General features: G+C 48.6%; 14 protein-coding genes. 9 read left to right on the top strand and 5 right to left on the bottom strand.

Annotated features, from left to right (window positions below; genetic code table 11):
• Positions 1-11: 11 nt before the first annotated feature.
• Genes ACKFKH_RS19310 through cobJ form a run of 3 tightly spaced genes read left to right on the top strand, consistent with a single transcriptional unit; the run spans position 12 to position 3051 of the window.
• Entirely contained in the window at positions 12-641 is a 630-nt protein-coding gene (locus ACKFKH_RS19310; RefSeq protein WP_446859964.1) for a precorrin-8X methylmutase, read from the top strand.
• Positions 638-1345 (top strand): precorrin-2 C(20)-methyltransferase, encoded by a 708-nt coding sequence (locus tag ACKFKH_RS19305; protein WP_446859963.1) that lies wholly within the window; start codon positions 638-640, stop codon positions 1343-1345. Before ACKFKH_RS19310 ends, ACKFKH_RS19305 begins: the two co-directional genes overlap by 4 nt.
• Complete coding sequence (cobJ, locus tag ACKFKH_RS19300; RefSeq protein ID WP_446859962.1) at positions 1342-3051, top strand: precorrin-3B C(17)-methyltransferase; 1710 nt, start codon at positions 1342-1344, stop codon at positions 3049-3051. The genes ACKFKH_RS19305 and cobJ overlap by 4 nt, the downstream gene beginning before the upstream one ends.
• Before the next feature lie 554 nt (positions 3052-3605).
• On the opposite strand, the gene ACKFKH_RS19295 is transcribed toward cobJ, so the two are convergent.
• Genes ACKFKH_RS19295 through ACKFKH_RS19285 form a run of 3 tightly spaced genes read right to left on the bottom strand, consistent with a single transcriptional unit; the run spans position 3606 to position 6492 of the window.
• The gene (locus ACKFKH_RS19295; protein ID WP_446859961.1) at positions 3606-5201 is read right to left on the bottom strand and encodes a tetratricopeptide repeat protein; all 1596 of its coding nucleotides are present in this window, start codon (positions 5199-5201) and stop codon (positions 3606-3608) included.
• On the bottom strand, positions 5201-5491 hold the full coding sequence (locus tag ACKFKH_RS19290; protein ID WP_446859960.1) for a hypothetical protein: 291 nt from the start codon (positions 5489-5491) through the stop codon (positions 5201-5203). The genes ACKFKH_RS19295 and ACKFKH_RS19290 overlap by 1 nt, the downstream gene beginning before the upstream one ends.
• On the bottom strand, positions 5482-6492 hold the full coding sequence (locus ACKFKH_RS19285) for a P-loop NTPase fold protein (protein ID WP_446859959.1): 1011 nt from the start codon (positions 6490-6492) through the stop codon (positions 5482-5484). The genes ACKFKH_RS19290 and ACKFKH_RS19285 overlap by 10 nt, the downstream gene beginning before the upstream one ends.
• A 198-nt stretch (positions 6493-6690) precedes the next feature.
• On the opposite strand from ACKFKH_RS19285, the gene carB reads away from it, so the two are divergent.
• The 5 genes from carB (at position 6691) to ACKFKH_RS19260 (ending at position 14860) form a co-directional block, all read left to right on the top strand.
• Positions 6691-9942, top strand: coding sequence for a carbamoyl-phosphate synthase large subunit (carB, locus tag ACKFKH_RS19280; protein WP_446859958.1), 3252 nt, complete (start codon positions 6691-6693; stop codon positions 9940-9942).
• Positions 9943-10498: 556 nt separating this feature from the next.
• Positions 10499-11455, top strand: a complete 957-nt coding sequence (locus ACKFKH_RS19275; protein ID WP_446859957.1) for an RNA polymerase sigma factor, RpoD/SigA family — start codon at positions 10499-10501, stop codon at positions 11453-11455.
• A 436-nt stretch (positions 11456-11891) separates the two neighbouring features.
• Positions 11892-12218: a DUF760 domain-containing protein gene (locus tag ACKFKH_RS19270; RefSeq protein ID WP_446859956.1), complete on the top strand. Its 327-nt coding sequence runs from the start codon at positions 11892-11894 to the stop codon at positions 12216-12218.
• Positions 12219-12262: 44 nt separating this feature from the next.
• Complete coding sequence (gene mutY, locus ACKFKH_RS19265) at positions 12263-13411, top strand: A/G-specific adenine glycosylase (RefSeq protein WP_446859955.1); 1149 nt, start codon at positions 12263-12265, stop codon at positions 13409-13411.
• A gap of 183 nt (positions 13412-13594) precedes the next feature.
• Entirely contained in the window at positions 13595-14860 is a 1266-nt protein-coding gene (locus ACKFKH_RS19260) for a GTP cyclohydrolase II (protein WP_446859954.1), read from the top strand.
• A gap of 368 nt (positions 14861-15228) precedes the next feature.
• On the opposite strand, the gene ACKFKH_RS19255 is transcribed toward ACKFKH_RS19260, so the two are convergent.
• Both ACKFKH_RS19255 and ACKFKH_RS19250 read right to left on the bottom strand, forming a co-directional pair.
• On the bottom strand, positions 15229-18426 hold the full coding sequence (locus ACKFKH_RS19255; protein ID WP_446859953.1) for a hybrid sensor histidine kinase/response regulator: 3198 nt from the start codon (positions 18424-18426) through the stop codon (positions 15229-15231).
• A 218-nt stretch (positions 18427-18644) separates the two neighbouring features.
• Positions 18645-21548 carry a methyl-accepting chemotaxis protein gene (locus ACKFKH_RS19250; RefSeq protein WP_446859952.1) on the bottom strand — a complete coding sequence of 968 codons (2904 nt, stop codon included), beginning with the start codon at positions 21546-21548 and terminating at the stop codon, positions 18645-18647.
• A gap of 2283 nt (positions 21549-23831) precedes the next feature.
• Between ACKFKH_RS19250 and ACKFKH_RS19245 the strand changes: the two genes are divergently transcribed.
• Positions 23832-25358 (top strand): ABC transporter substrate-binding protein, encoded by a 1527-nt coding sequence (locus ACKFKH_RS19245; protein ID WP_446859951.1) that lies wholly within the window; start codon positions 23832-23834, stop codon positions 25356-25358.
• The last annotated feature ends 42 nt before the right edge of the window (positions 25359-25400 follow it).

Genomic DNA, 25400 nt, shown 5'->3' with positions numbered 1-25400 from the left:
TCCTCCCTTTTATGACCGACTACATCCGAGACGGCAACGAAATTTATCGAAACTCTTTTGCCATGATTCGATCGGAAGCCAATTTAGCCAATTTGCCCCCTGATTTTGAGACGATCGCCGTTCGATTGATCCACGCTTGCGGCATGACCGACTTGGTAGAAGATTTAGCCTACTCTGCCGACGCAGTACAAGCTGGACGATCCGCCCTTCAAGCAGGAGCCTCCATTCTCTGTGATGCCCGCATGGTCGCTGAAGGCGTGACACGACGCAGACTTCCCGCCAACAATTCCATAATTTGCACACTCAACGATCCACAAGTGCCAATGCTGGCGCAAAAAGTCAACAACACGCGCTCGGCGGCCGCTTTAGAACTCTGGCGATCGCAACTGGAAGGCTCAGTCGTGGCGATCGGGAATGCTCCTACTGCACTTTTTCGATTACTAGAGATGTTAGACGAAGGAGTGCCAAAACCCGCCTTGATTCTAGGCTTTCCCGTCGGATTTGTGGGAGCAGCCGAATCAAAAGCAGCCCTGGCGGCCCATAGTCGAGGCGTTCCTTTTATCACCCTTTTGGGACGACGAGGCGGAAGTGCAATGGCAGCCGCAGCCGTGAATGCGTTGGCAATGGAGGAAGAAGTGTGACGAACTCAAAAGGACGGCTTTATGGTATTGGCGTAGGGCCTGGCGATCCAGAATTGCTGACGCTCAAGGCCTATCGCTTGCTGAAATCAGCTTCCGTCGTAGCGTACCAATCCGCAGATAATCACGCCAGTGTTGCTCGATCGATTGTCGCAGGCTATCTCAACGATCGCCAGATCGAAGTACCGTTTCACTTTCCCCGCGCCCTCGACCCCTATGAAGCAAAACCGCTCTATGACCAGGCTGTGAGTCCGATCGCCGATCATTTAGCCGCAGGTCACGATGTTGTTGTTTTGTGTGAAGGCGATCCGCTATTCTATGGATCATTCATGTATCTGTTCACACGCTTTGCTCACTTGTATGAAACGGAAGTAGTTCCCGGTGTGTCTTCTCCGATGGCTTGTGCGTCTGCGATCGGGATTCCCCTCAGTTATCGCAATGATATTTTTAGCGTGTTGCCTGCCACTTTATCGAGTGACGTGTTAGCAGCTCAGTTAGTGAATGCTGATGCGGCCGCTATCATTAAATTAAGCAGACATTTTGCCAAAGTTCGGGATGTTTTGAAAAGAGTAGGATTGATGTCCAGAGCGCATTACATCGAACGAGCCACAATGGCCGAACAGCGGATTGTCGCCCTGGATAAAGTGGATGCCGATCGCGTGCCTTATTTCTCAATGATTCTTGTGCCGAGTACCGTTCAGCTATGACAAAAAGCAACGTAGCCGTGGTGATTTTGGGTCAGCAAAGTGTCCCGGTTGCCCGAAAATTAATGACGGCGTTACCGGGAGCCAAACTCTACGGATTAGTGGGACGAACCACAGACGTAGACGTTCACTTTGACCAGTTTGGGGACACTCTACGAGAATTGTTTTGTCAAGGAACGCCGATCGTGGGTCTGTGTGCCGCCGGAATTTTGATCAGAACACTGGCTCCCCTACTCTCCGACAAGCGTGCCGAACCGCCCGTATTAGCGATCGCCGAAGATGGCAGTGCAGTCGTTCCCTTATTAGGCGGATTGAATGGTGTGAATGACCTGGCGCGAAAGATTGCAGACGCTCTATCCGTTCGTCCAGCGATTACCACAACGGGAGAAGTTCGGTTTGGTTTAGTGTTAGAAAATCCGCCTTCTGGCTATCGTTTGTCGAATCCAGAACACGCCAAATCTTTTATGTCAGATCTATTATCTGGTGCAACCGTCAAGCTAGAAGGAACGGCTCCCTGGCTGAGTCAAAGTGCGTTACCGATCGAGCCATCTGGAGCATTAACGATTCAAATCACAGAGCAATCTATCTACAGTTCTCAAAACCATCTAGTCTACCATTCCGCTACGGTTGCTGTTGCTATTTCTGATACTGCAAATATTGAATCAGACGAGTGGATTAGACTTATTCAGCAGCGATTCATCGAGTCCAATCTGGCGATCGAATCCCTTGCCGGAATTTTCTCAGTCACTACCCAAGCCGCCAACCCCTGCCTTCACGCGATCGCCCACTTCTTCAACGTTCCCGCTCGCTTCCTCCCGCTCGCCCAACCCAATCAAATCAGCCTCTCTAAAGCACTCGCCCAGACCACCTCCTCCCTCCTCCCTCCTCCCTCCTCCCTCCTCACTTTAGCGATCGCTCCCCACCCTGTCGACGCGACTCAAATCGGACGACCACAAGGCAAATTAGCGATCGTCGGCACAGGCCCAGGCGGCCCAGATTGGATGTCACCTGAAGTCAGAGAAATTCTCCACGCGGCAACCGATTTAGTCGGCTACACCACTTATTTGAATCTAATCGGCTCTCTCGCAGACGGCAAACAACGCCACGACTCTGACAACCGCGAAGAAGAATCCCGCGCACGACTGTCCCTTGATCTGGCCGCAGAAGGGCGATCGGTCGCAGTCATTTCCTCTGGCGATCCCGGTATTTATGCGATGGCGACTGCAATCTTTGAAGTGTTCGATCGCGAAGCAAAACCTGAGTGGAACACGATTGACCTTCGCGTGTCTCCTGGCATTTCAGCGATGCAAGCGGCGGCGGCTTTGATTGGTGCGCCGATCGGACATGATTTTTGCGCCATTTCGCTCTCTGACATTCTCAAACCGTGGTCGATGATTGCCCAACGGATTACCGCTGCTGTGACGGCTGATTTTGTAATTGCATTCTATAATCCGATTTCAAGTCAGCGCACCTGGCAACTTTCGGAAGCGATCGCACGATTGAAGGAGCAGCGATCGCCCGACACGCCCGTCGTTTTGGCACGAAATGTCGGCAGACCTGGACAAGCAGTTAGAGCGATCACCCTCAAAGAATTCACGCCCGACCTCGCTGACATGCGTACTGTCATCCTGATTGGCTCCAGCAAAACGCGCACGATTCAACGCAATAACAACACCTGGGTGTATACGCCTCGCAGATACGATAAATAGAGTTGCGAACGCTAAATGAATCTCTTCACCTGCAAATCCGGGAACGAAGTCAGTGCCTTCAAGAATTTGTGAATGCTACCAAATCAATTAGGGGAATTCTGGTTCAAAGTCCCTCACTCGTGGGGGATCTAGGGGGCGTTCCTGGATCTAAAAGCGAAGCGTTCATCGAACTGACGTTAACGTAGATCATCTCCAAAGTTTGAGCAAAAAGCTCGATCGTTCCGACTCAAAACTCAAATGATCTCACTCACAATGCGATCGTTCCGACTGAAAACTCAATTGTTTGCCCTCACAATGCGATCGTCTCGACTGAAAGCTCGATCGCTCTAACTCAATGTCAGTTCGAGGAGAGTGACTCGCTTCGTTTCGATCGGCTTCAGCCCCCTAAATCCCCCAAAATTGGGGGACTTTGACAAAGAAAAAGTTCCAGAGTTCAAAGAAATTATGCTGATTCAAAGTCCCCCAGAATGGGGGATTTAGGGGGCGAATCCCTCAGCAACGGAGCGAAAAAGCTCCTCGAACTGACGTTAACTCAAAACTCAATTGCTCATCTCTTATCTCAAGCGTTGCCACCAAACTTGTAGTTTTTGCCAGAGTTGCCGACACCAGTGCCAAAAGCCTCGATCGCGCCTCCGAGGTTTGCGTTTTGGGCGTGAGGTTGGCAGAGAGCGATCGTACCAGTCATCTTGAGTTGGGGCAGCAGAACCGATCGCAGGGGCACGAATGGGAACAGGAGCGATCGCCTGATTGACCTCTCGCATCTCTGTTTTGCAGCTTTCGACCAGATCGTTTAGCCCAACGTCTGCAAACAGGTCGGCGGCGGCTTGGTAGGTTTGGGTTGCTTCCCATTTTTGGTCTAGCTTTGCGAGTGTGCGTGCTTTGAAAAGCAGAAATCGGGCCTGACTGTAGCGATCGCCGATCTGCTGTGCGAGGTCTAAGGCTTGCTGATAATAAGAGAGGGCGCGATCGTACTCTGCTTGAGAAAAATAAAAATCACCATAGCTGTTGAGCGTACTCGCCTCGCCCAATCGTGCCCCCACGTCGCGATACAGCCCCATCGCTTGCTGATAGTTCTCTAACGCTTCAGAACGTCGGTCAAGAAATTGCAGCACATCCCCCACGGCTTGGAGCGTATTCGCCTCGCCCAATCGATCCCCCACGTCTCGATACAACTCCATCGCTTGCTGATAGTTCTCTAACGCTTCAGAACTGCGCTTGAGAAATTGCAGCACATCCCCCACGGCTTGGAGCGTATTCGCCTCGCCTGACTGGTCTTCAAATTTGCGATATAGCTCCAGTGCGGTCTGATAACACTCCAGCGCCTTGGTCACATCGTCTTTTAGCTCAGACAGCAGATTACCCAGCCGAAAAAAGCTCTCCGCCAGATCAGACTCCAGCCCCAGTTTTGTCTGAAGCGCGATCGCTTTCTCATAAAACCCGATCGCCCGTCTGCGATTTTCAGAATCTCCATAACGCCGCTCATAAGTTCGCCCCAAACTTTCATACAGCGTCGCCAACAGGGGTGCATCGGTGCCTTGCTGCCGTTCGATCTGCTCGATCATCGCCAACAACTCTTCTGGCTGCAAACTAGACGGATCAGGCGGCTCAGACGATCGCACCTCCGATCGCGCAAAGTGTGAATAATCTGTCTGGGGCTTGCCCTCAAACCAGACCACCCCGCCCCGCCAACTCCAAAAATCAGGTGCCCGCTCTGCCAGCCTCACCAACACCGTATTCGTCAACCACACCACGATCGGAAACTCAAACGATCGCAGCGCCTCCCGCGTCCACTGCAAATAGCCAAAAAACCGATCTTGCTCAGACCGGGGCGCATCAAGCTTGACAGGCAACAACTCATCAATCCCCAACACCGTGACGATCGCAGGCACTCCGGTGGATAGGTCAGGCTGCGTATTGACCAACTGCTCTAGCGCATATCGCAAACTCGGCTCCTGCGATCGCACCCTGACCCGATACGTCAAAAAGTCTTGACCGCGCAACTCTCGCTCATAGTCTTGAATCAACTGCTCCCGCAGACTGGGATCGTCACACACCGCCAGCAGCAAATTGAGCCGAGTCGAGCTGGCTTCGATCGCCACCATCAACTTCTGATAATTTCGTCGATTTTCTACCTCAAGGTCGCTATCCATCACTCAATTAGTTTTTTTTGTTTGAGCAGATCAACGACGATCGGATGCACGTCATACCACAGCACATCATTCTCATATTCCAACACAAACAGCCCATGTAGCAGCGACAAAAACTGCTCACTCTTGGCATCGTTTGGCTCAAAATTTTTGTAAACCTCCGCCAAAAGATTGTACAGATTTAACCCCAACGGCCGCGCAAAATCATTCTTCAAATCTTTGACCGCCAGCCTAAAAATCTCCTGATCAATCACGATATCCTGTCGCTCTGGCTCACTGCGAATCAACAACAAACATTGAGAGCAACACTCTCTCGCAATGCGCACCAGTTCGCGCACAACACCCCACTTTTTAGCACCATCTGGATGGCAATCTCAGGCTCGACAAGCTCTCTAGGCAGACGACGATGTAAAACTTCTAAAAACAAATTGACCGACTTTTCTTTAGGAATCGCCGCCGGATCGCGAACCTCCTCAAACCGATAAAACTTACACACCTCAAACTGTCTGATCCGCGTACTCATCGCCGTCTGAAGCTCTGCCAACACCTCATTATCTCGAATCGCCGAAATCGGAATCGTGTAAATAATCCGAAACTTGGGCAAAAAGAGTGCATTAATATTATTTTTGTAGATCTCTTTAACTAAATTGAAATCTAATTTATCCAGATCATCAATCACCACCAGCACTTCTTTCTTTGTCGCCGTCTGAATGGCCGTCGCAATCAAATCCGCCTTTCTCGCTAACTCCGAAATACTCTTTTCAAACGTCGTTTTGATCTCCTCTCGAAAGGTTTTTTCATTTTTGAGTCTCGCCGTCAAAACTTTGAAAAATTCGCCCCCCACGCCCATTTCAGTCTTGATATCTTGACTGCTGACCTGCGTCTGAGTCGTCGAAAACCAGTGCAGCAAATCTTGCTTAATCCCTTCCGAAATCGGAATTTGTCGCTTGGTTGCCTCACTCATCATCGACAGCGCCACCGAATACAAAATATTCACATGATCGACGGCTGACATCTCAACCAGATCAGCGATCGAAAAGAACACCACAAAATAGCCCTGCCGCATCATCTTGTTAGAAGACTTGGCCAGCAGCGTCGATTTGCCACAGCCCCGATGCCCCGCAAAAACCAGCTTGCCATTGGTGGGCGCGTCTTCGATCGCTTGCTCAAGTTTGGCGATCGTCTCACTGCCATACTCCACGCGAAACGCCGCAATTTGCTCCGCCGTCAGCAACGGAAACAACTCTAAATCTCGATAAGCCTTCCGAAAGGTTTCTAGAAGCGACTTCTCCATCTGACAGCTACCCCAAACGCTGCCCCCATCATACCGAAGCCGCGTAAATTGCTTCTATCTAAATGAGTTTCTGAAAGAATCAACCTGATGAACGATTCGATCAAATAGACAGTCAAATAGATAAAACAGTCACAAATCTGTAAATGAAAGCCTCTACAATGATTGGGATTTAACCCCGAAGAGTTTGGCTAAACCCTTATGCCTCGTCGCAACGACCTCCACAAAATCCTCTTGATTGGTTCTGGCCCGATTGTGATCGGGCAAGCCTGCGAATTCGATTATTCTGGAACCCAAGCCTGTAAAGCCTTGCGAGACGAAGGGTACGAAGTGGTTTTGGTCAACTCCAATCCGGCGACGATCATGACCGACCCCGACACCGCCGATCGCACCTATATTGAGCCGCTCACCCCCGAAATGGTGGCCCTGATCATCGAAAAAGAACGCCCCGATGCCCTCCTACCCACAATGGGCGGACAAACTGCCCTCAATCTCGCGGTCGCACTCGCCAAAAACGGCACCCTCGACAAGTACAACGTCGAATTGATCGGCGCAAAACTCCCGGCGATCGAGATGGCCGAAGACCGTCGCCTGTTTAAGGAAGCAATGGGGCGGATTGGGGTGGCTGTGTGCCCGTCTGGTCTGGCTGAGACTCCTGAAGAAGCGCAGACGATCGGCAAGCAGATTGGCAGCTATCCCTTGATCATTCGTCCGGCGTTTACGATGGGCGGATCGGGTGGCGGCATTGCGTACAACCAGAAAGAATTTGAGGAGATTGCTCAATCTGGGTTAGATGCCAGCCCCGTGTCTCAGATTTTGATCGAAAAGTCGCTGCTCGGCTGGAAGGAATATGAGCTAGAAGTGATGCGCGATTTGGCGGATAACGTGGTGATTATCTGCTCGATCGAGAACCTTGATCCGATGGGCATTCACACAGGCGACTCGATCACGGTGGCCCCCGCCCAAACGCTGACCGACAAAGAATATCAACGGCTGCGGGACGCTTCGATCAAGATTATTCGCGAAATTGGCGTTGAGACAGGCGGCTCAAATATTCAGTTTGCGATCAATCCCGTGACGGGTGAATTGGTGGTGATCGAGATGAATCCTCGTGTGTCGCGCAGTTCGGCCCTGGCATCTAAGGCAACCGGATTTCCGATCGCCAAAATGGCCGCAAAACTCGCCGTCGGCTACACATTAGATGAGATTCCCAACGACATCACCAAAAAGACACCCGCCAGCTTTGAACCGACGATCGATTACGTCGTCACCAAAATTCCTCGCTTTGCCTTTGAGAAATTTGCAGGATCGCCTGCTGTTCTGACCACTCAAATGAAGTCCGTGGGTGAGGCAATGGCGATCGGGCGCACCTTTCAAGAATCGTTTCAGAAAGCATTGCGATCGCTAGAAACAGGTCGCGCCGGATGGGGCTGCGATCGCCAGGAAATGTTGCCCAGCCTCGAACAAATTCGTGCAGGCTTAAGGACTCCGAACCCCGATCGCATCTTCACCGTCCGTCATGCCATGCAGATGAAAATGGGCGTAGACGAAATCTACGAACTCACCAACATCGATCCCTGGTTTCTCGACAAAATGGCCGACCTGCTCGAAACCGAAAAACTGCTCAAACGCACCACGCTGACCAGCTTTAGCAAAGCGCAACTCTATCAGATCAAGCGCCAGGGATTTAGCGATCGTCAAATCGCTTTCGCCACCAAAACCACCGAAGATGACGTTCGCGCCTACCGCAAATCGCTGGGCATCGTTCCGGCGTACAAGACCGTAGACACCTGCGCGGCAGAATTTGAGGCGCTCACGCCCTATTACTACTCGACCTACGAAGAAGAATCCGAAGTATTGCCCTCTGACAAACGCAAAGTCATGATCCTGGGCGGCGGCCCCAATCGGATCGGACAGGGCATCGAGTTCGATTACTGCTGCTGTCATGCGTCGTTTGCGCTCAGAGCCGATGGGTTTGAAACGATCATGGTCAACTCCAACCCCGAAACGGTTTCGACCGACTACGATACGAGCGATCGTCTCTACTTTGAGCCACTCACCAAGGAAGATGTCCTCAACATCATCGAGGCCGAAAATCCCGAAGGCGTGATCATCCAATTTGGCGGACAGACTCCCTTGAAATTAGCCGTCCCGCTCCAAACCGCCCTAGCAACCCTCAAAACGCAAGATTCAACCCTCAACACCCAAATCTGGGGCACCTCGCCTGACTCGATCGACATCGCCGAAGACCGCGAACGCTTTGAGAAGATTTTGCGCGAATTGGATATTCTGCAACCGCCCAATGGTCTGGCCCGCAGCTACCGAGATGCGCTCAAAGTCGCTCAGAGGGTCACTTATCCCGTTGTGGTGCGTCCTAGCTATGTGTTAGGGGGTCGGGCGATGGAAATTGTCTATTCGGATGCAGAACTCGATCGCTACATGACCTATGCCGTTCAGATTGAGCCAGATCACCCGATTTTGATCGACAAGTTTCTCGAAAACGCCATCGAAGTTGATGTAGACGCGATCGCCGATGCCACAGGTGAAGTGACGATCGGCGGCATCATGGAACATATCGAACAGGCGGGCATTCACTCTGGCGACTCGGCTTGCTCGATTCCGTCGGTGACGCTGACACAGCCTGTATTGGCCCAAATTCGCACCTGGACAATTCAACTCGCCAAAGCGCTCAAAGTCGTCGGCTTGATGAATATTCAATTTGCCGTCCAGGGCGACCAGGTTTACATTCTAGAAGCCAATCCGCGCGCCTCTCGGACGGTGCCCTTTGTCTCGAAGGCGATCGGTCAGCCCCTCGCCAAAATCGCCGCTCGCATCATGTCCGGCAAAACCCTTAAGGAACTCAACTTCACCGAAGAAAAAATTCCCCATCACATCTCGGTTAAAGAAGCCGTTTTGCCTTTCGACAAATTTCCCGGCACCGATACGATTCTCGGCCCAGAAATGCGATCGACTGGAGAAGTCATGGGCATCGACACCGATTTTGGGAAAGCTTACGCCAAAGCAGAACTGGCTGCGAGTCAGCGCTTGCCGCTTAAGGGAACCGTGTTTGTCTCGATGAACGATCGTGAAAAAACGCTGGTCGTTCCCGTCGTCAAAGATCTGATGTCCCTGGGCTTCAAAGTCGTCGCCACCGAAGGCACCCGCAAAGTTCTTAAAGAAAACGGCTTAGAAGTCGAGCTAGTCTTAAAACTTCATGAAGGCCGCCCCCACGTTTTGGACTCGATCAAAAACGAACAAATTCAGCTCATTATCAACACACCTTCAGGGGAAGAAGCCTACACCGACGATCGCCTGATCCGCCGCACCGCTCTGACTTACAAGATTCCGATCATCACCACGATCGCAGGCGCAACAGCCACCGCTGCCGCAATTCGCTCTCTCCAGTCTCAACCCCTGACTGTCAGCGCCTTACAGGACTATATTCACCCCTAGCCCTCAATCCTGAGCAACGAACGGATCAAATCTGGCGAATAAGCTATACTAGCGATTCGATAATTCCTGGATTCGTTGCTCTAAGGTTCGATCTACCATGCGGCAGATGAAAATCAGTCACCCCTGACCGTATATCTATAAGACTGGTTTGAAGCCGCGCTTCCCGTCTCTCTAAAAACTTAATAAAACGTTAAATTTTTCTAGACTATTGACCGATCTTCTAATAAATCTGCGATTCTGTCTCACAGGATGCACTCAGTAAATTCGTTTCTGGGTAAGCTGTATGTATATTAAAGAACCTGAAACTGAATCCCCTACGGCTTTTCCCCACTCATCTGCCAGAAATGGACGAAAGGTTTCTCATAATCTTTACAAAGCTTAACCTCTTCATCCATAATCAAGACATCACTGTACTAGTGACATCTAGCAATACGCTATTGGGCTGATTGAGGTGTGTAATGCTTGAGACACCTTCCCTTCAGGGTTGCTGTCTTAACGAACCGAGTCCTTTCTAGAAAAACTCATAATTCCATCACTTCTACTCGAGATCAGCGTTATGAAGACAGTCCAAACTCCCACCGATTCAGTCCGTGCTTACCTGCGCGAAATTGGTCGTGTTCCCCTGTTGACTCACGAACAAGAAATTCTCTACGGCAAACAGGTTCAAAAGTTGGCGCTGATTAACCAAACGCGAGAGGCGCTGACGCTGACGCTGGGTCATTCTCCTGATGAGATCCAGTTGGCGCAGCAAGTTGGGTTGTCTGAAACAGAAATCCGACAAGCGATCGCCGAGGGCGAAATTGCCAAACGTCGTATGGTCGAGGCCAATCTGCGTTTAGTCGTTTCGGTTGCCAAAAAATATACCAAGCGCAACGTGGACTTAATGGATCTGATCCAGGAAGGCACGATCGGAATGCAGCGTGGTGTTGAGAAATTTGATCCCACTAAGGGCTATCGGTTCTCAACTTATGCTTACTGGTGGATTCGGCAAGCGATTACGAGAGCGATCGCCGAAAAAGGCCGCACCATCCGCCTCCCCATTCACATCACCGAAAAGCTCAACAAAATCAAAAAAGCCCAGCGGGCTCTCGCTCAAAAACTAGGACGAGCCGCCACCGCCGCAGAATTGGCCGTTGAGTTAGAACTGACTCCCAGGCAAGTGCGGGAATATTTGGAGCGATCGCGCTCTCCCCTCTCCTTAGATCTGCGAGTTGGCGACAATCAAGACACCGAATTGGGCGAACTGCTCGAAGACACGGGCCCCTCTCCCGAAGACTTTGCGGCTCAAGCGTCTCTTCGCAAGGATCTGGAGACTTTGATGGCGGATCTCACGCCTCAACAGCGAGAAGTTTTGGCGCTGCGGTTTGGCTTAGAAGACGGAAAAGCTTTGACGTTGGCTAAAATTGGCGACCTGCTCAACATCAGCCGCGAACGAGTCCGTCAAATCGAGCGTGAAGCCCTCACCAAGCTACGGAAGCGCAAAGGCGACATGGGTGAGTATCTGGCGAGTTAGGGATGAGGGAGAACTTCGATGATCTGTTCCCCCTTTGGGGGTAATCCGCTGCGCGAGGAGGGATGAGGGATGAAAGGATCGTTCTGATTAATTTGTGCGATGCTGAGATCTTTCGTTTGATTTGGATGAGCTTGTAGGGTAAGGCGGAGCGATCGGACAGTCGATCGTTCCGCTTTTTGACTTAACGTCAGTTCGATGAACGCTTCGCTTTTAGATCCGGGAACGCTCCCTAAATCCCCCACGAGTGAGGGACTTTGAACCAGAATTCCTCTCTGAAAGTAACCAAAAGTTCTAATCCATCCCTCATCCCTCATCCCTCCGAGTGTAGACAATCCCACCTTTTAAGTTCGGTTCTACTGACTCCCAGTTGGTGTTTGAGTTGTTAAAGTAGTTTTAACAAAAGAACGATACAGTCCTCTCAGCGAGGTTGGTTAACGTGAACGACACATCGAATCAAGTTCCAGAATTCATCAAGGGTGGCGAGCCTGGACTGCTGTGGCAGTATGTGCAGTCTCTTAGCCCAGAAACGATCGCTCAACTCTCAAAGCCGTCTTCATCTGATGTTTTTCAGGTGATGGAGCGCAATATCATTGGTCTGCTGGGTGGCTTGCCTGCCGAAAGCTTTGACATTACGATTACGACGAGTCGAGAGCATCTTGGTAGACTGCTGGCTTCTGCCATGATGAGCGGTTATTTCATTCGTAATGCCGAACAGCGCATGACCTTTGAGAAATCCTTTGAGGTTGCCGAACCCGGAGAGTAGTTAGATGATGAGTCACTGGTTGCGTCTACAAAGATTACTGACCTGTGGCAAAGAATAGTAGTTCTTTCCAAAAAGCTTTGAATCGTAAGCAAGATTCGGTAGATCACACAGACGGTCTGCCGAATTTTGACGTGTTGGCGCTGCGACGATCGCTCCTCACCTGGTATGCCCAATCCGGTCGAGACTTGCCCTGGCGCAGAACTCGTGACCCCTATGCAATCTGGGTTTCAGAGATCATGCTGCAACAGACGCAGGTAAAGACGGTGATTCCTTATTACGATCGCTGGCTGGCTCAGTTTCCGACGATCGCGTCTCTAGCATCTGCCGATTTACAACAGGTTCTCAAAGCCTGGGAAGGGTTGGGCTATTACGCTCGTGCTAGAAATCTGCATCAAGCCGCGCAGAAGATTGTTCAAACTCACAATGGAACGTTTCCGCAAGATCCGACAGACGTTCTCGCCCTGCCTGGAATCGGTCGCACGACGGCAGGCGGCATTCTCAGCGCGGCCTTTGATCAGTCGATCGCCATTCTAGACGGCAATGTTAAGCGAGTTTTAGCCCGACTGATCGCATTAGAAGTGCCTCCCAGTAAAGCTTTGCCAAAATTATGGAACCTGTCTGAAATCGCGATCGATCCTGACCACGCTAGAGATTTTAATCAGGCGATCATGGATCTGGGCGCGACAGTTTGCACAACTCACCATCCTGCTTGTTTGATTTGTCCCTGGCAATTGCACTGTCAGGCTTACAATCTAGACATGCAATCTCAGGTGCCTATGTCAGAAGCGCGTGCCCCCATTCCCCACAAAGAAATTGGCGTAGCAGTAATTTGGAACGACCAGCAGCAGATTCTCATCGATCGCCGCAAATCAGACGGCTTATTGGGTGGCTTATGGGAATTTCCGGGTGGAAAAGTCGAACCCAGTGAAACGATCGAGGCTTGCATCAGGCGCGAGATTCAAGAAGAGATCGGCATTGAGATTGAAGTGGGCGATCGCTTAATGGTCGTTGACCACACTTATACTCACTTTAAAGTCAGGCTGAATGTACATCATTGCCAATATGTGAGTGGAGAACCGCAAGCGATCGCCTGTGATGAAGTGCGCTGGGTTGAGTTGTCAGACTTGGATCAGTACCCCTTTCCCAAAGCAAACTTGCAGATCATTCAAGCGCTGCGAGACAACAAAGCCTGAAGCTTATCTAACTCAAGGGTTAAGCCTTTGGAAAGGTAAAGATTTCTGCCTTTTAGAATACTTCGAGATGTAAAATTCTGCTGCTAAAATCATGGATTCTAACCCAAAGTGAATGTGATGAATTTCTCGCTTTGGTTGCCCAAGTGATCGCGTCCTGATAACGGTGAAAGGGAGTGTCTACTCATGATTGGTAAATCTGTCAATCCACAACAAAAGCATATTGTTCTGTCGTCTCACCCGGCTCAATTTGGCCCCAAGCCGATCGCCCTTCATTGGGGAGCCGCCGATCCGCTCAAACGTGGCCCAATTATTGGCACAGTTCTCAATCCCGCTCATCGCAATGTGATTGGCACTCACTCAGGCTCTTACGCCGTCTATCGCGCTCTAGCGGTGGCCAGTGGCAGTCTACAAGCCAACCATCGCGCAGACTTGACAAATACCTCCCCGGCGGCGCACCTTGGGCCACATCCTGCCTGGGCTGACCCCGATCGCATTGTTTCACTCGATCCGTTTGGCGCTTTGGTGGGCGAAGTTTATTCTGATTTGTATGAACAGGGCTATGATATTCGACCGTCGATCGCCATCACGCAAGCCCACATCAACATGCCAGAACTGCAAGAAGCCGTCGCCAAAGGTCGATTGCAAGAAGATGGTTTGATCATGAAACCCGGGGGCAATTTGGTTGTAACTAAGGCGGCGATCGAGCCTGTCTGGTATCTTCCCGGCATTGCCAAGCGGCTGGGCGTTGAAGAAAGTTTGCTGCGTCGCACGTTGTATGAACACACAGGCGGCATGTTTACCGATCTGATTACTCGTCAAGATCTCAAGGTGTTTTTGCCTCCGATCGGGGGTCTGACGGTTTACATCGTGGGCGATCCGGCTGCCATTACTGATCCCAACAAGCCGCTCGCCGTTCGGGTGCATGATGAGTGTAATGGATCGGATGTGTTTGGATCAGACATTTGCACTTGTCGCCCTTATCTCGTTCATGGCATTGAGGCCTGCATCCAAACGGCTCAAGAAGGCGGCGCGGGTGTGATTGTCTATTTGAGAAAAGAAGGTCGGGCGCTGGGAGAAGTCACCAAGTTTCTCGTCTACAACGCTCGCAAACGTCAAGAGGGGGGCGATCGTGCGGATGCCTACTTTGCCAGAACTGAGTGTGTAGCGGGCGTTCAAGATATGCGCTTTCAAGAACTGATGCCTGATGTATTGCACTGGTTGGGAATTACGCTCATCGATCGCTTCGTTTCAATGAGCGATATGAAGTACAACGCGATTACCCAATCGGGCATTCAAATTATCGAACGGGTTCCCATTCCTGACGAACTGATTCCCGCTGATGCGATGGTCGAGATTGAGGCCAAAAAAGCGGCTGGCTACTACACTCAGGGCGAAGTGTTGACCGAAGAAAAGTTAGCAGAAATTAAGGGACGGGGGCTGATTGAGTAGGAGGGAGGAGAGAGGAGGGAGGAGGGAGGAGAGAGGAGGGAGGGTTTAGGGCAGCAATTCCAAATTCAAAAAATAGGAGGAGTCAGCAGTTTTGAAAGCAGAGGCATACTGTTGTCAGCACGGCAGGCTGAGTAGCTCAGGGACATCGCCAGGGAGAGAACCAAAATTAACATTCTCTTTTGGCAACTTCTTTCCTGAATGGGAAACCATTTGAAAAACATTAAAATCTGGGAGCAGCCCAATTGTGCAAAATCTCGGATAGCCTAGAGGAGGTCAGTAGAGAGCTGTAATAACAGGGAATCGTCGTTCTACCGCATAACCAGCCGCATCAAAGCATTTTAGATTGCCCAACAAAGCTTTTTCAACGCTTATGCAATTTTGCAGGAATCGAGGATGTTTTTGAGTGCTGCTAAAAACTCTTGTTCTAGATAGGGCTTAGTAAAGTAGGCGGTAGCACCCAATTGCATTGCTAGTCGGCGATGTTTTTCATTGCTGCGAGACGTAAGCATCACCGTAGGAGTAAGTGAGAGTTGAGCATCTTGACGGCGGTAGTTAAGAAACTCAAACCCATTCATATTAGGCATTTCAATATCACAGATCACAAGTTCTATAGGTGAATTTTGACGCAACTGATCGATCGCTTCCCAACCATCCTGTGCTTGTAAAACTCGAAACCCTGCTCTTTCTAAAGTTAGGGCTAGAGGTCGCCGTAAGGACGCAGCATCATCGACCACAAGAACTGTGGGAGTTTGAGTTGTTTTGATAAAGGTTGAGCGTTCGCTAACTGACAATGTTTGACTGTTAGAAACAGCAAGTAGTTCGGATTCCTTTGTGGGTGCAATCCTACTTCTGCTTTGTGCTTGGTTTAGACTCAATAGAGCCGCGCCATCAATGACTGGGACTAAGCTACCATCTGCCAAAACAGTACAGCCGTAAACGTATGTAGGAGGTGCGAGTATAGCACTGAAAGGCTTAATGACTAACTCTTGCTCGGTGACCAAACTATCAACCTCCAAAGCAAAAATCTGCTGCTCTTGACGCAAAATTAGCACTGGCAGTGCCCAGGTCTCAGGAGAAGGCACAACGACTAACGTTTTGCTGAGAGGAGCATCTGGCAGTGGACAACGATAGTCTAAAAGACTAGCAAGCCGATCAATTGGGATAATCTTCTCTTGCCAGTATAAAAAGCGCTGTGTGCCTGATTGTCGAACTTCTTCAATTTTTGGAGTGACAATTTCCTCAATGCTGTCGATCGGCAAAGCTAGTGCAGTAGTGCCAGTCAAGCAAACAGCTAAATTCGCAATGGTCAGGGTTAGTGGTAACTGTAAAGTAAAGGTCGTTCCCCGCTCGGTAGTAGAAGCTACTGTGACAGTCCCTTTGATTGAGCGCAACTGCGATCGCACCACATCTAGCCCCACTCCTCGCCCAGAAAGTCTGCTAACCTGCTGGGCAGTTGAAAATCCTGGTGCAAAAATTAATTCGCAAAGCTGATTAGGGGATGTGACAGCAAGTTGTTCAGAAGAAAGCCATCCCAGATCAAGTGCTCGCTTCTGAATCCGATCGAGATCTAGCCCTTGCCCATCGTCTTTGACTTCAATAATCGTTTGATTTCCTTTGTGATACGCCCGAATTATAATCTGCCCCTGTTCTGGTTTGTCACGTTGTTGCCTGACTTCTAAAGGCTCAATACCATGATCGAAAGCGTTATGGAGTAAATGCAGCAATGGGTCGTAGAGTTTTTCCAGGATTGATTTTTCAACTAAGATCTCAGCGCCGATCAGCGTCAAGCTAACAGGCTTGTGGTGAGTCGTCGATAGGTCTCGCAGGACTCGATGAAACCGATTCAAAACTTCATGTAGCGGCATCATTCGTGCCTGCATGATCTCGTCTCTCAGATGAGTCACCATCCGACGTTGCTGAATTAGCATTTGATGCGGTTGTTTGCTGAATAACGCAATGTCCTCAACCGTTTCTTCCATTTGCATCATGCTCTCAAGGATCTCTTGAACCTGAGACTGTAAAGCTCCATAGTTATCCATTTCGAGCGGGTCAAATTCAGTCGATGCAAAACTAGGAAAAACGAGATGATGGACATTAGCAGACGTTTTATCAGGTTCTCCTCCCCGTTCTGAGACTGGCTTATTACCTGGGTGTTGCCGCTCCGGTGCAATTAGCATTTGATCAGATAGCTTCCCAATGCGATGCACCATCTTTTGAAATTGTGCGAAACGATCGAGTAGCTCTCGTAGTGAGCCTTGTAGCTGATCATTTTGAAGGGAAAGACCATCGCGATTAATGGCTAGTTCGCCGACTAAATTATTGATTCGTTCCAGTCGCTCTGCATCAACTCGAACAGTCAAACTAGGAGGAGAGGGTGCTTCAAGTTGCTGATTGTAGATAGTCTGACTCGCTTGATTGAGTGGAGATAGCTCAAGAGATTGACTAACCTGGAGCAGTCCATCAGCCTGGTGGTCGAGTCGCGCTAATTGTCCCGTCTGAGCGTGTTGATTGAGATCGGCAGGGTTAATTGCTAGATCTGTTGGAAAGGTAGGTGCCGTGTTGTTTTGCAGCGAAGGCTCAACGATTATTGGTTCGATTATTGGCTCGATCGACGGTGTGGATGCTTCTATTTCTAGTATCTCTGTAGAGTCAAACTCAACATTCGTGCCACCAAAAGTACTTTGTAACAGAGAAAGCGAGATTTCGAGATCTGCGATCGTTTCTTCTGTCTCAGCAGGCTGTATTTCGTGAGGAGTCGTTGAATTTAAGACGCTTGCATCAATGCCTGCCAAGGCTGCTAATGTAGCAGAAGGGCCAAATTCTTGAGAGCGATCGCCTGTTAGCACCGCCTGTTTATTACATTCAAAATCAGCGAGTGCTAGTTGGGTAATTTCTAAAGCGCGATCGGGATGAGCATTCAGGGCCTGCTGTACTGTTTTAGCGATTGCCCCAAACCCTGGCAAGTTCAAAAACTCAGCAAACCCTTCAAAGACTTCAACCTGTGCCCTGACTTCTCCAGCAACCTCATACTCTTGAGGATGAGAGATCACCCTCGCCAAACGCTCTAAGCCTTGAGCAACATCTACTTCAAAAATGGCGGAAATCATATCGACTCCCAGATCAGTTGAGCTAGGAAGGTAGCTATCTGCCTGGAGCAGGGTATCGCCGCATCGTTCCTCAAGTTGGCTAAAAATGGAATCTGCGATCGCTAAAGCGGCTTCTGGGTCGAAAGTTCCCGTAGTGATCTGCTCCATCAGAGGCAATCGAAGACAATCATAAGATTGCAGCAATTGGCTTTCTAGGTCAGCATCAATCTCCAAGGCTTCACTGTAGAGCGCCTTAAAAACATTTTCAAGTCGGTGAGCCAGGGTCGCGATCGCATCCAAGCCCACACTCGCAGCGCCTCCTTTCAGGGAATGAGCAGCCCGCATCAAGTTATGAACTTTGGCAGTACTGCGTTCTTGTCTCAACGTCAGTAACCCTACTTCGAGAATCTGTAGTAACTCAGGAGCCTCTTCGACGAAAAACTGGTAAGCTTGGTCACGAATATCAGGGTCAAGTGCCATATGGCTATCCTATTTGATTTGTGAGAATTCAGTAGTTAGTGACTAGCCGCAATCAATGGCTAAGAACTAATCACTAACAACTCGCGATTTGAAGATGCTTACAACTGATTTAGGATGGCTATAGTAGCCCAGTAATTCAGTGGTTAGTGATCAGGCTTGTTGCTGGGTTATCATTGTCTTAGCCTGACAAGCGGTAAGAAGTAGAGAGTAGAAGAACATTAGCTCACTTTGAATTTACCTACACTTTCTTGAAGCGTTTGAGCCACTTTTCGGAGTTGTGCAAAAGAGAAAGAAACTTGATTGGCTTCATTGGAGGTCTTATTTGCGATCGCTGCCACATCTTGAATAGTTTCAGCAACCGTCTCAGAGGTTTTGGACTGTACCACAGTTGCTTGAGCGATCGCTTCAACTAAGTGACCAATTTGAGTACTCACGGCTGTAATTTTATTCAGGCTTTGTCGAGTTTCATCTACAAGCTTTGTTCCCATCACCACCTGCTCAGTTCCTGATTCCATCGCGGCAACCACCTCTCTTGTCTCTGTTTGAATGTTGACAACTAGCTTTTTAATGTCTCCCGTCGCATCCGCCGATTGTCGCGCTAGTGCCCGTACCTCTTCGGCAACGACTGCAAAGCTTCTCCCGTCTTCTCCAGCGCGCGAGGCTGCGATCGAAGCATTCAACGCCAGCATATTGGTTTGAGCCGCGAAAGCGCTAATCAGGTCTACAACCGTAGAAATTTTCTGAGAAGACTCTCCCAGATATTTCACTTTTTTTGCTGTCTCAGCAACCGTTACCCGAATCGCTTGAATTCCATCAACGGTTCGGTTCATCGCTTCATCTCCTTCCTTAACCGTCTCGGCTGCCAGTCGCACTGCCACTTCAGCTTGTTCTGCGTTGGCTGCAACCTCTCGAACTGCAATCGCCATTTCTTTCACCAGATCCAGGGCAACACCAATTTCCTCTGCTTGGCGAAGCGCTTCCCCTGAGAGCAATTGCACTGACGTTTCACTCGTACTAGTTGTTTCTACCACTTGGTCGGTGGATTCCTGCACTTGCAGCACGATTTTCCGCAAGCTATCTACGGTGGCATTATAAGAGTCAGCGATCGTGCCGATTTCATCCACGGTTACTTTTGCGCGAGTCGTCAGATCCCCTTTACTAATCGGATCGACTTCTAGAAGCAGCTCTAAAGCACGCTTTTGTAGTCCTTCTTTGAGTTGACGTTGCTCCTCTGCGAGGCGAGTGGTTTGTTCCAGTAGTTCAACCCGGTAAATGGTTAGTCCAAGCTCATAACCGAGCCGCTTGAGAAAGTTGATCTCAAACTCTTGCCAATCGTGAGTTGTCGAGCAGGAATGAGCTATCAGCAAGCCAAAAGGTTGGTTGGCGCTCGCGATCGGAACGATAAGACTAGCTTTGACTTCTAGACCCTCCAGCAACTTTAAATGCTCTGGATGGAAGTTTGCCTGAGTTACGTCACTCACCGCAACAATCCGCCCCTCTCGATAAGTTTCGCGTAGCGCTTCTGGTATGCAGGAATCACTAATGTTTCCATCCAGAGCACTAGACCAGCCTGCCTCAACTGATTCAGAAATCACTCCGCTGGAACCAGTATCAAAGCGATAAATAACGATGCGATCGAGCTTGAGAAGCCGACGAGAATCTTCGACTGCCTGATCAAAGATCAATTGAAGATCCTTTTCCCGTACCACACCTGATCCTTTTGCTGCGGTCAGTTGACGTTCTTGGCTAGCTTCAAAGGTTTGCGCCTCTGATGAAAGTTGTAGCTGAGTAACCATGTAATTAATGTTGTCTCCTAGCGAGGAAACTTCGTCTTCACCTCGAATGCGTAAACGAGTTTTCAAATCACCTTGACCAATTTTCTCAACTGCTGCCGCCGCCGCAAGGATTGGACGGGTCGCTCGGTTTGCAATGAGTGTGGCTAATATCGCGACGAGCAAGGCCGTAATTCCAGTTCCAATGGTCAAAGTAGAAAGTAGCTGTTGCTGTGGTGCGAACGCGACTGCGGTATCCATCGAGATGATTGCTCGCCAATTAAGGTCTGGCAGTCCTTGCACTGTAACAGGAGGGCTATAAGCGAGCAGTTGCTCAGTCTTTGTTCTTGTGTTGGTAGACAGGGCAACATCCGCTTGCTCTGCTGCTTTTAAGTCTTTAAAGTCAGGATAAATATCGCCAGGCAACACTGGGCTGTACACTTCTTTAAAGTCTGTAGCTTGTACCCCTGAAGAAGGGATTGCTCTCACCCTCGTTCCTTCGGTTGTTCCTGTCGGGCCAATGAAAATTTCTTCAGAGGCATCAAGGAGATAGTATTGAATTCCTTGAGTGCCAAAGTTGCGAATCACATCTTCTAAGAACTCTACAGGCATCCGGCCGCGGACGACTGCGATCGGTTGACCCGTTACTTTGTCTTTGACCGTGGAAGCGATTTCAACGCTGAAGATGCCTGAGCTTTTTGAAACAACTGGCTGGCTTAAGATTGCGCCGTTGGTCTTGAGTGCAGCCTGAAAATAGTCCTGATTAAGTTGGTTATCCAGGGGTGAACCTGGGGTTTGAGCAATCACATTCCCGTCGAGAGCAAAAATAGCAATGCTGTCGTAGTTTCTGTAACTCTCAAGAAGCTGAGTGAGAACTTCTGCCTTGTCTTGTGCACTCATCTTTGAGCGTAATTCGGGATCTGTAAAAGCATCCAGGTTTGCGATCCCCTTAATATCTTCAAGTCGATCGCGCATGAATAAACTTGCTTTATTCTGTAAGTCTGCGGCTTTTGACTTCCCAAATTCCTCAGTTTGAGTCGTAATCGATTGATTGGCGAAGTAGTAGGCGACTCCTCCAATGATCAATACTGGCGTTGTGCCAATCACGATCGCGAGAGCAGTTGCTTTTACCCTAACGCTGAGTCGCTGCCACCAACCAACGAGTCCCACCTGTGGAGGTATTTGTAAACTGTCTCTGCTTAGATCCGCTATCGTCGATCGAGATGATTGAAGGGCTGCATGGACAGGATTAAGCTGAATTGCTATTGCATCCATATCGTGAATGCTGTCTACCGCAGTTTGATTCTGAGTTGTGTTCCGGGGAGTGGTCTTAGCGGGTGTTTTAGCCATGTTACAAACCTTTTCAACAGTAGGGAATTGGCGGTCAGTCGCTCCAAGAAGGAGACACCAGAAGAGCAGAAATTAATGCTTATCGAACGAATGGTCAAACTATAGCTATGCCATTTGAGTGGTAAAAATTCTGTGGTTAGTCCTTAGTGGTTAGCCGTCAATTAACGGTCAAGAACTAAGAACGTGCTATTTCAAGATTCTTACAACTGATTGAGGACTGCTATAGCGGATGCACCCATGCTGTAAAAGAGGAAACCGTTGCTTGATGGCTAACAGCATAGAAAATTGCACCTCAAAACGAATCGAGCTTCCGTCAATACTCTAGAAACGAATTTCATGTCTTAAGTAGTGGCGTTTTAACTAAATTTCAGGCCGTAAGCTGAAACCCACCCTGGAAAGACATTGCAGCTTACAAGAAGCACCCCTATAAAATCGAAAGTCTAGTCAAGTAGGCAGTGGGAGAAAACTTAAGTATGTAAATAAAATTAAAGAGCCGCTCACAATACAGACAAATCCGACCAATAAGATTTGATGGCTGTTTCATTCCGTTACACAACCGAGCTATTGACCACCACTTGGCGACTTGCGGATGAATGATGTACTCGTGTAGAAGTATGGCAATACCATGTCCCTACCAAAATCCATTTCTAGCGGGTACTTCATTTCCGCGCTAGTCCCTTACTATGGCAAACCTATCTACTCGTTACGAGAGTAAATGTAAGTACGACAAGGTAAGGGAGTGGCATGACGTGAGCGCAACAGCGATGCACCGACGACTTCAGCGCCTCTCAGAATTAATCACTTTTAGCGATCGGAATAATGGCTTGTTGAGATGAGCCTGTGAGTCAACCTGTGAGTCAACCTGTGAGTCAACAATTGTGAATCAACAACATAGATGACTAAGCTCTGCTTACAATACTAGAATTCCGACGAGCTATGGAGAACCGTATCTAGTTAGTGTGTTTGTTCTTTGCCACCGCTTGAAGAGTCATCAGGCTTTTTTTGAAACCTTTACTTTTGAAACCTTTACTTGGTGAAGCCCCTGGAATCGTATTTTCTGACAAGTGGCAAAAGAAGTCGTGACACTACTGTATTCGTAACACTACTGTATCTGCAACCCCGTTCCGTGAAACATCTAAAACATTTAGGTTCCAGTAAATTTAAGCGACTAAGTTCTAGCAACTGAGTTTCAGCGACGTTATCCGGATAGATGCATTTTATTCAAGCTGACACTCAATTAAGGATCTAAGTCGCAAGCACATGATCTTTTGCCTCATCCATTCTTGTCAACAGGTATTGCCAAAGTCAAGCAAAACTTAATGTTAGGTTTATAAGTGACAGTAAAATAAATCACATCCAGCGTTGTTGATCTAAGTAGAAAGCGATCGCAGCTCAGAGTTTGGAAATTAAATGATACAAGTATTTAATACGACCTCTGTGTAATCATTGTTTTACTATCGTAGAAAGTTATATTCCTGGTCGATCGCATCGTCTAATTTTCAGCAAGCATTCTTTCTAACCAAACCAAAACTTGTTTCCCTAGAAAGTACAGCCAAAACCATAGAATAGAGGACGAGCGATGTCTCGATCGCTTCACTACTCGTAGCTTTCAAATTTTTCTAGTCGGATTAATACTTAGACAGATACTGTCTTTTAGGATCAATCCTCAGTGTCATGTTTAATAATGTGATGGTGTTAATAAAGTATTAGAACTAACAAAGTATCGAATTTAGTAATTGCTTTTACGGTAACCGGGGCTGTATCGTTTTTTACAGAGCGGTTAATTAAAAAGCCTGTTTAATGGAGTTTCAAGTTCACTCAAATTCAAATAAACTAATTAAGTTGTGCAAACTGCCTGAATTGATGTGACCGATACAGACTTAAGTTTTTCTCTATGCATGTTCACGTTAAGAAATTGTCATGACTGCATACTAAACACAAAATTTTTATGGTGCTTACTATTTATGCTAAAGGCTGTGCTAACCTGTCACATGAATGTTGCCTAAGAATTCTAAAAATAGAGTTCTAAAGAAATTTACAGAAACGATTAGATTAAGTTGTTCTCGCAAAGGAGTCTAGGCGAAGTGATGACGAGTAATTGTGTTGCGGTACGCTCAAGTGCTCACCCCTGTCCGCAGTTTGAAGATTCTAACTTTGTTGGTCTAAAGTTACTAGCGCAAAGTGATTTTTATAAGTTCTAACCCGATCGGTTACGGTTGCCCTCACCTTCTCCTCGTCAAACTGATAGTCCATTTCAACTAAAGATCTATCTCTACCATGCGTATGTCCCCGATTTTTTTGCCAGAAAAGCTTGCGTTTTGTCTATTAACTGTTTCTTTGGTTTTTACAAGCGCCTGCTCTAGTCAGACTTCTACTAGTAACTCAAACACTGGTGCACCTGCTGTAAGCAACGCCTCAAGCAAAAATTCTGCAAAAGTGATTCGCATTGCGATCGGCACCCAAGACCCAACCATCAATATGGTTACGGGCGGATCGATCATTCGTGAAGAGAAGCTTTTGGAGAAGCATTTACCGAGAACGGGCAAGTATGAAAATGTAGAGTACAAAATTGAGTGGTCAAGCCATACATCAGGGCCACCCGTAACCAACAAAATGCTGGCAAATCAGCTCGATATTGGGATGATGGGTGATTTTCCATCGACAATCAACATGACAACGTTTCAGCAGAAAGGAAACGGAGTCAAGTCCATATATGTCGCAAGCCTTGCCTATGGTGTGACTGGCGCGGGTAATGCTGTCATGGTTCCTAAAGACAGCCCCATTCAAACGTTGGAAGATTTGAGAGGCAAAGACGTTTCTGTTCCTTTTGGGTCTGCTGCTCACGGCATGTTGCTCAAAGCTTTGAAAGATGTGGGAATTGATCCCCAAAAAGATCTACGCCTCGTGAGCCAAACGCCAGAGGTGGGAGGAAGCAGTTTAAGAACCAGTCAGATTGCTGCCCACGCCAACTTTGTTCCCTTTGGTGAATTGTTTCCTTATCGAGGTTTTGCCAGAAAGATTTTTGACGGAGCACAAACAGGAATTCCAACCTTTCATGGAGTCCTGGTTCGTTCAGACTTTGTAAAAGAAAACCCAGAAATCGTTGTGGGCTATCTCAAAGCGCTACTCGAAGCAAACAAAATGTTTCGTGAGAAACCAGAGGAATTAGCCACCAAGGTCGAGAAATGGTCAGGGATTGAGCGAGAAGTGGTTTACATGTTTCTAGGGCCCTCTGGGGTTCAGCAGATTAATCCAACGATCCGCCAAGTTAACTTTGATGCCCTCAAGAATAGCGTGATGACCCTGAAACAACTGGGTCGGTTGGATGCCACCGTCAACCCAGACGACGTGCCCAAGTGGGCGGATGATAGCTACTTGCGGCAAGCGATGAAAGAGATGGGGCTGAATTACGATGAAGTCGCGAATAGTAGCTCTGTGATTACAGGTGAGGATGCTCAAACCAAAGAGCCAATCAAAGATCCCAAGTTGGCGGCTCAGATTTGGATCAAAGGTGAAAACAAGGTGATGAGCTTTGCTTCTATTAAAAATATGATGGCAATGCTGCAAAAACAGAAGGTAGATAAGCGGACGATCGGGGCGACCTTCGTTCACGATCGCAACACTGGTGAGAAACTACTGGCGGATAATTCTTTCTATGTCCGTAATGGCGAGGAGGTTTCCGCATTTCTGACTGAAAAAGATGCTCAAGTCTTTGCAAGTAAGACGGGCGCTAAGGTTGCTGACTTTAAAGCGTTGCAGCAAGCCTATTCTCAAACTGCTCAGTTAGGCATCTTGGTCAGTGCTAAATAAGCCTGGCTGTGAGCCGATTCAGGATTGAGGGTTACCTCCAGC

The organism is Phormidesmis sp. 146-20, from assembly GCF_052939475.1.
Note: the sequence above shows the minus strand (reverse complement) of the source record. Positions and strands in the feature narration are given on the sequence as shown.

Bases quoted from the DNA above. Each gene is read 5' to 3' on its own strand.
- ACKFKH_RS19245 (WP_446859951.1), top strand. From the start codon at position 23,832: ATGTCCCCGATTTTTTTGCCAGAAAAGCTTGCGTTTTGTCTATTAACT.
- cobJ (WP_446859962.1), top strand. From the start codon at position 1,342: ATGACAAAAAGCAACGTAGCCGTGGTGATTTTGGGTCAGCAAAGTGTC.
- ACKFKH_RS19285 (WP_446859959.1), bottom strand. From the start codon at position 6,492: ATGGAGAAGTCGCTTCTAGAAACCTTTCGGAAGGCTTATCGAGATTTA.
- ACKFKH_RS19310 (WP_446859964.1), top strand. From the start codon at position 12: ATGACCGACTACATCCGAGACGGCAACGAAATTTATCGAAACTCTTTT.
- ACKFKH_RS19255 (WP_446859953.1), bottom strand. From the start codon at position 18,426: ATGGCACTTGACCCTGATATTCGTGACCAAGCTTACCAGTTTTTCGTC.
- carB (WP_446859958.1), top strand. From the start codon at position 6,691: ATGCCTCGTCGCAACGACCTCCACAAAATCCTCTTGATTGGTTCTGGC.
- ACKFKH_RS19250 (WP_446859952.1), bottom strand. From the start codon at position 21,548: ATGGCTAAAACACCCGCTAAGACCACTCCCCGGAACACAACTCAGAAT.
- ACKFKH_RS19275 (WP_446859957.1), top strand. From the start codon at position 10,499: ATGAAGACAGTCCAAACTCCCACCGATTCAGTCCGTGCTTACCTGCGC.
- ACKFKH_RS19295 (WP_446859961.1), bottom strand. From the start codon at position 5,201: ATGGATAGCGACCTTGAGGTAGAAAATCGACGAAATTATCAGAAGTTG.
- ACKFKH_RS19260 (WP_446859954.1), top strand. From the start codon at position 13,595: ATGATTGGTAAATCTGTCAATCCACAACAAAAGCATATTGTTCTGTCG.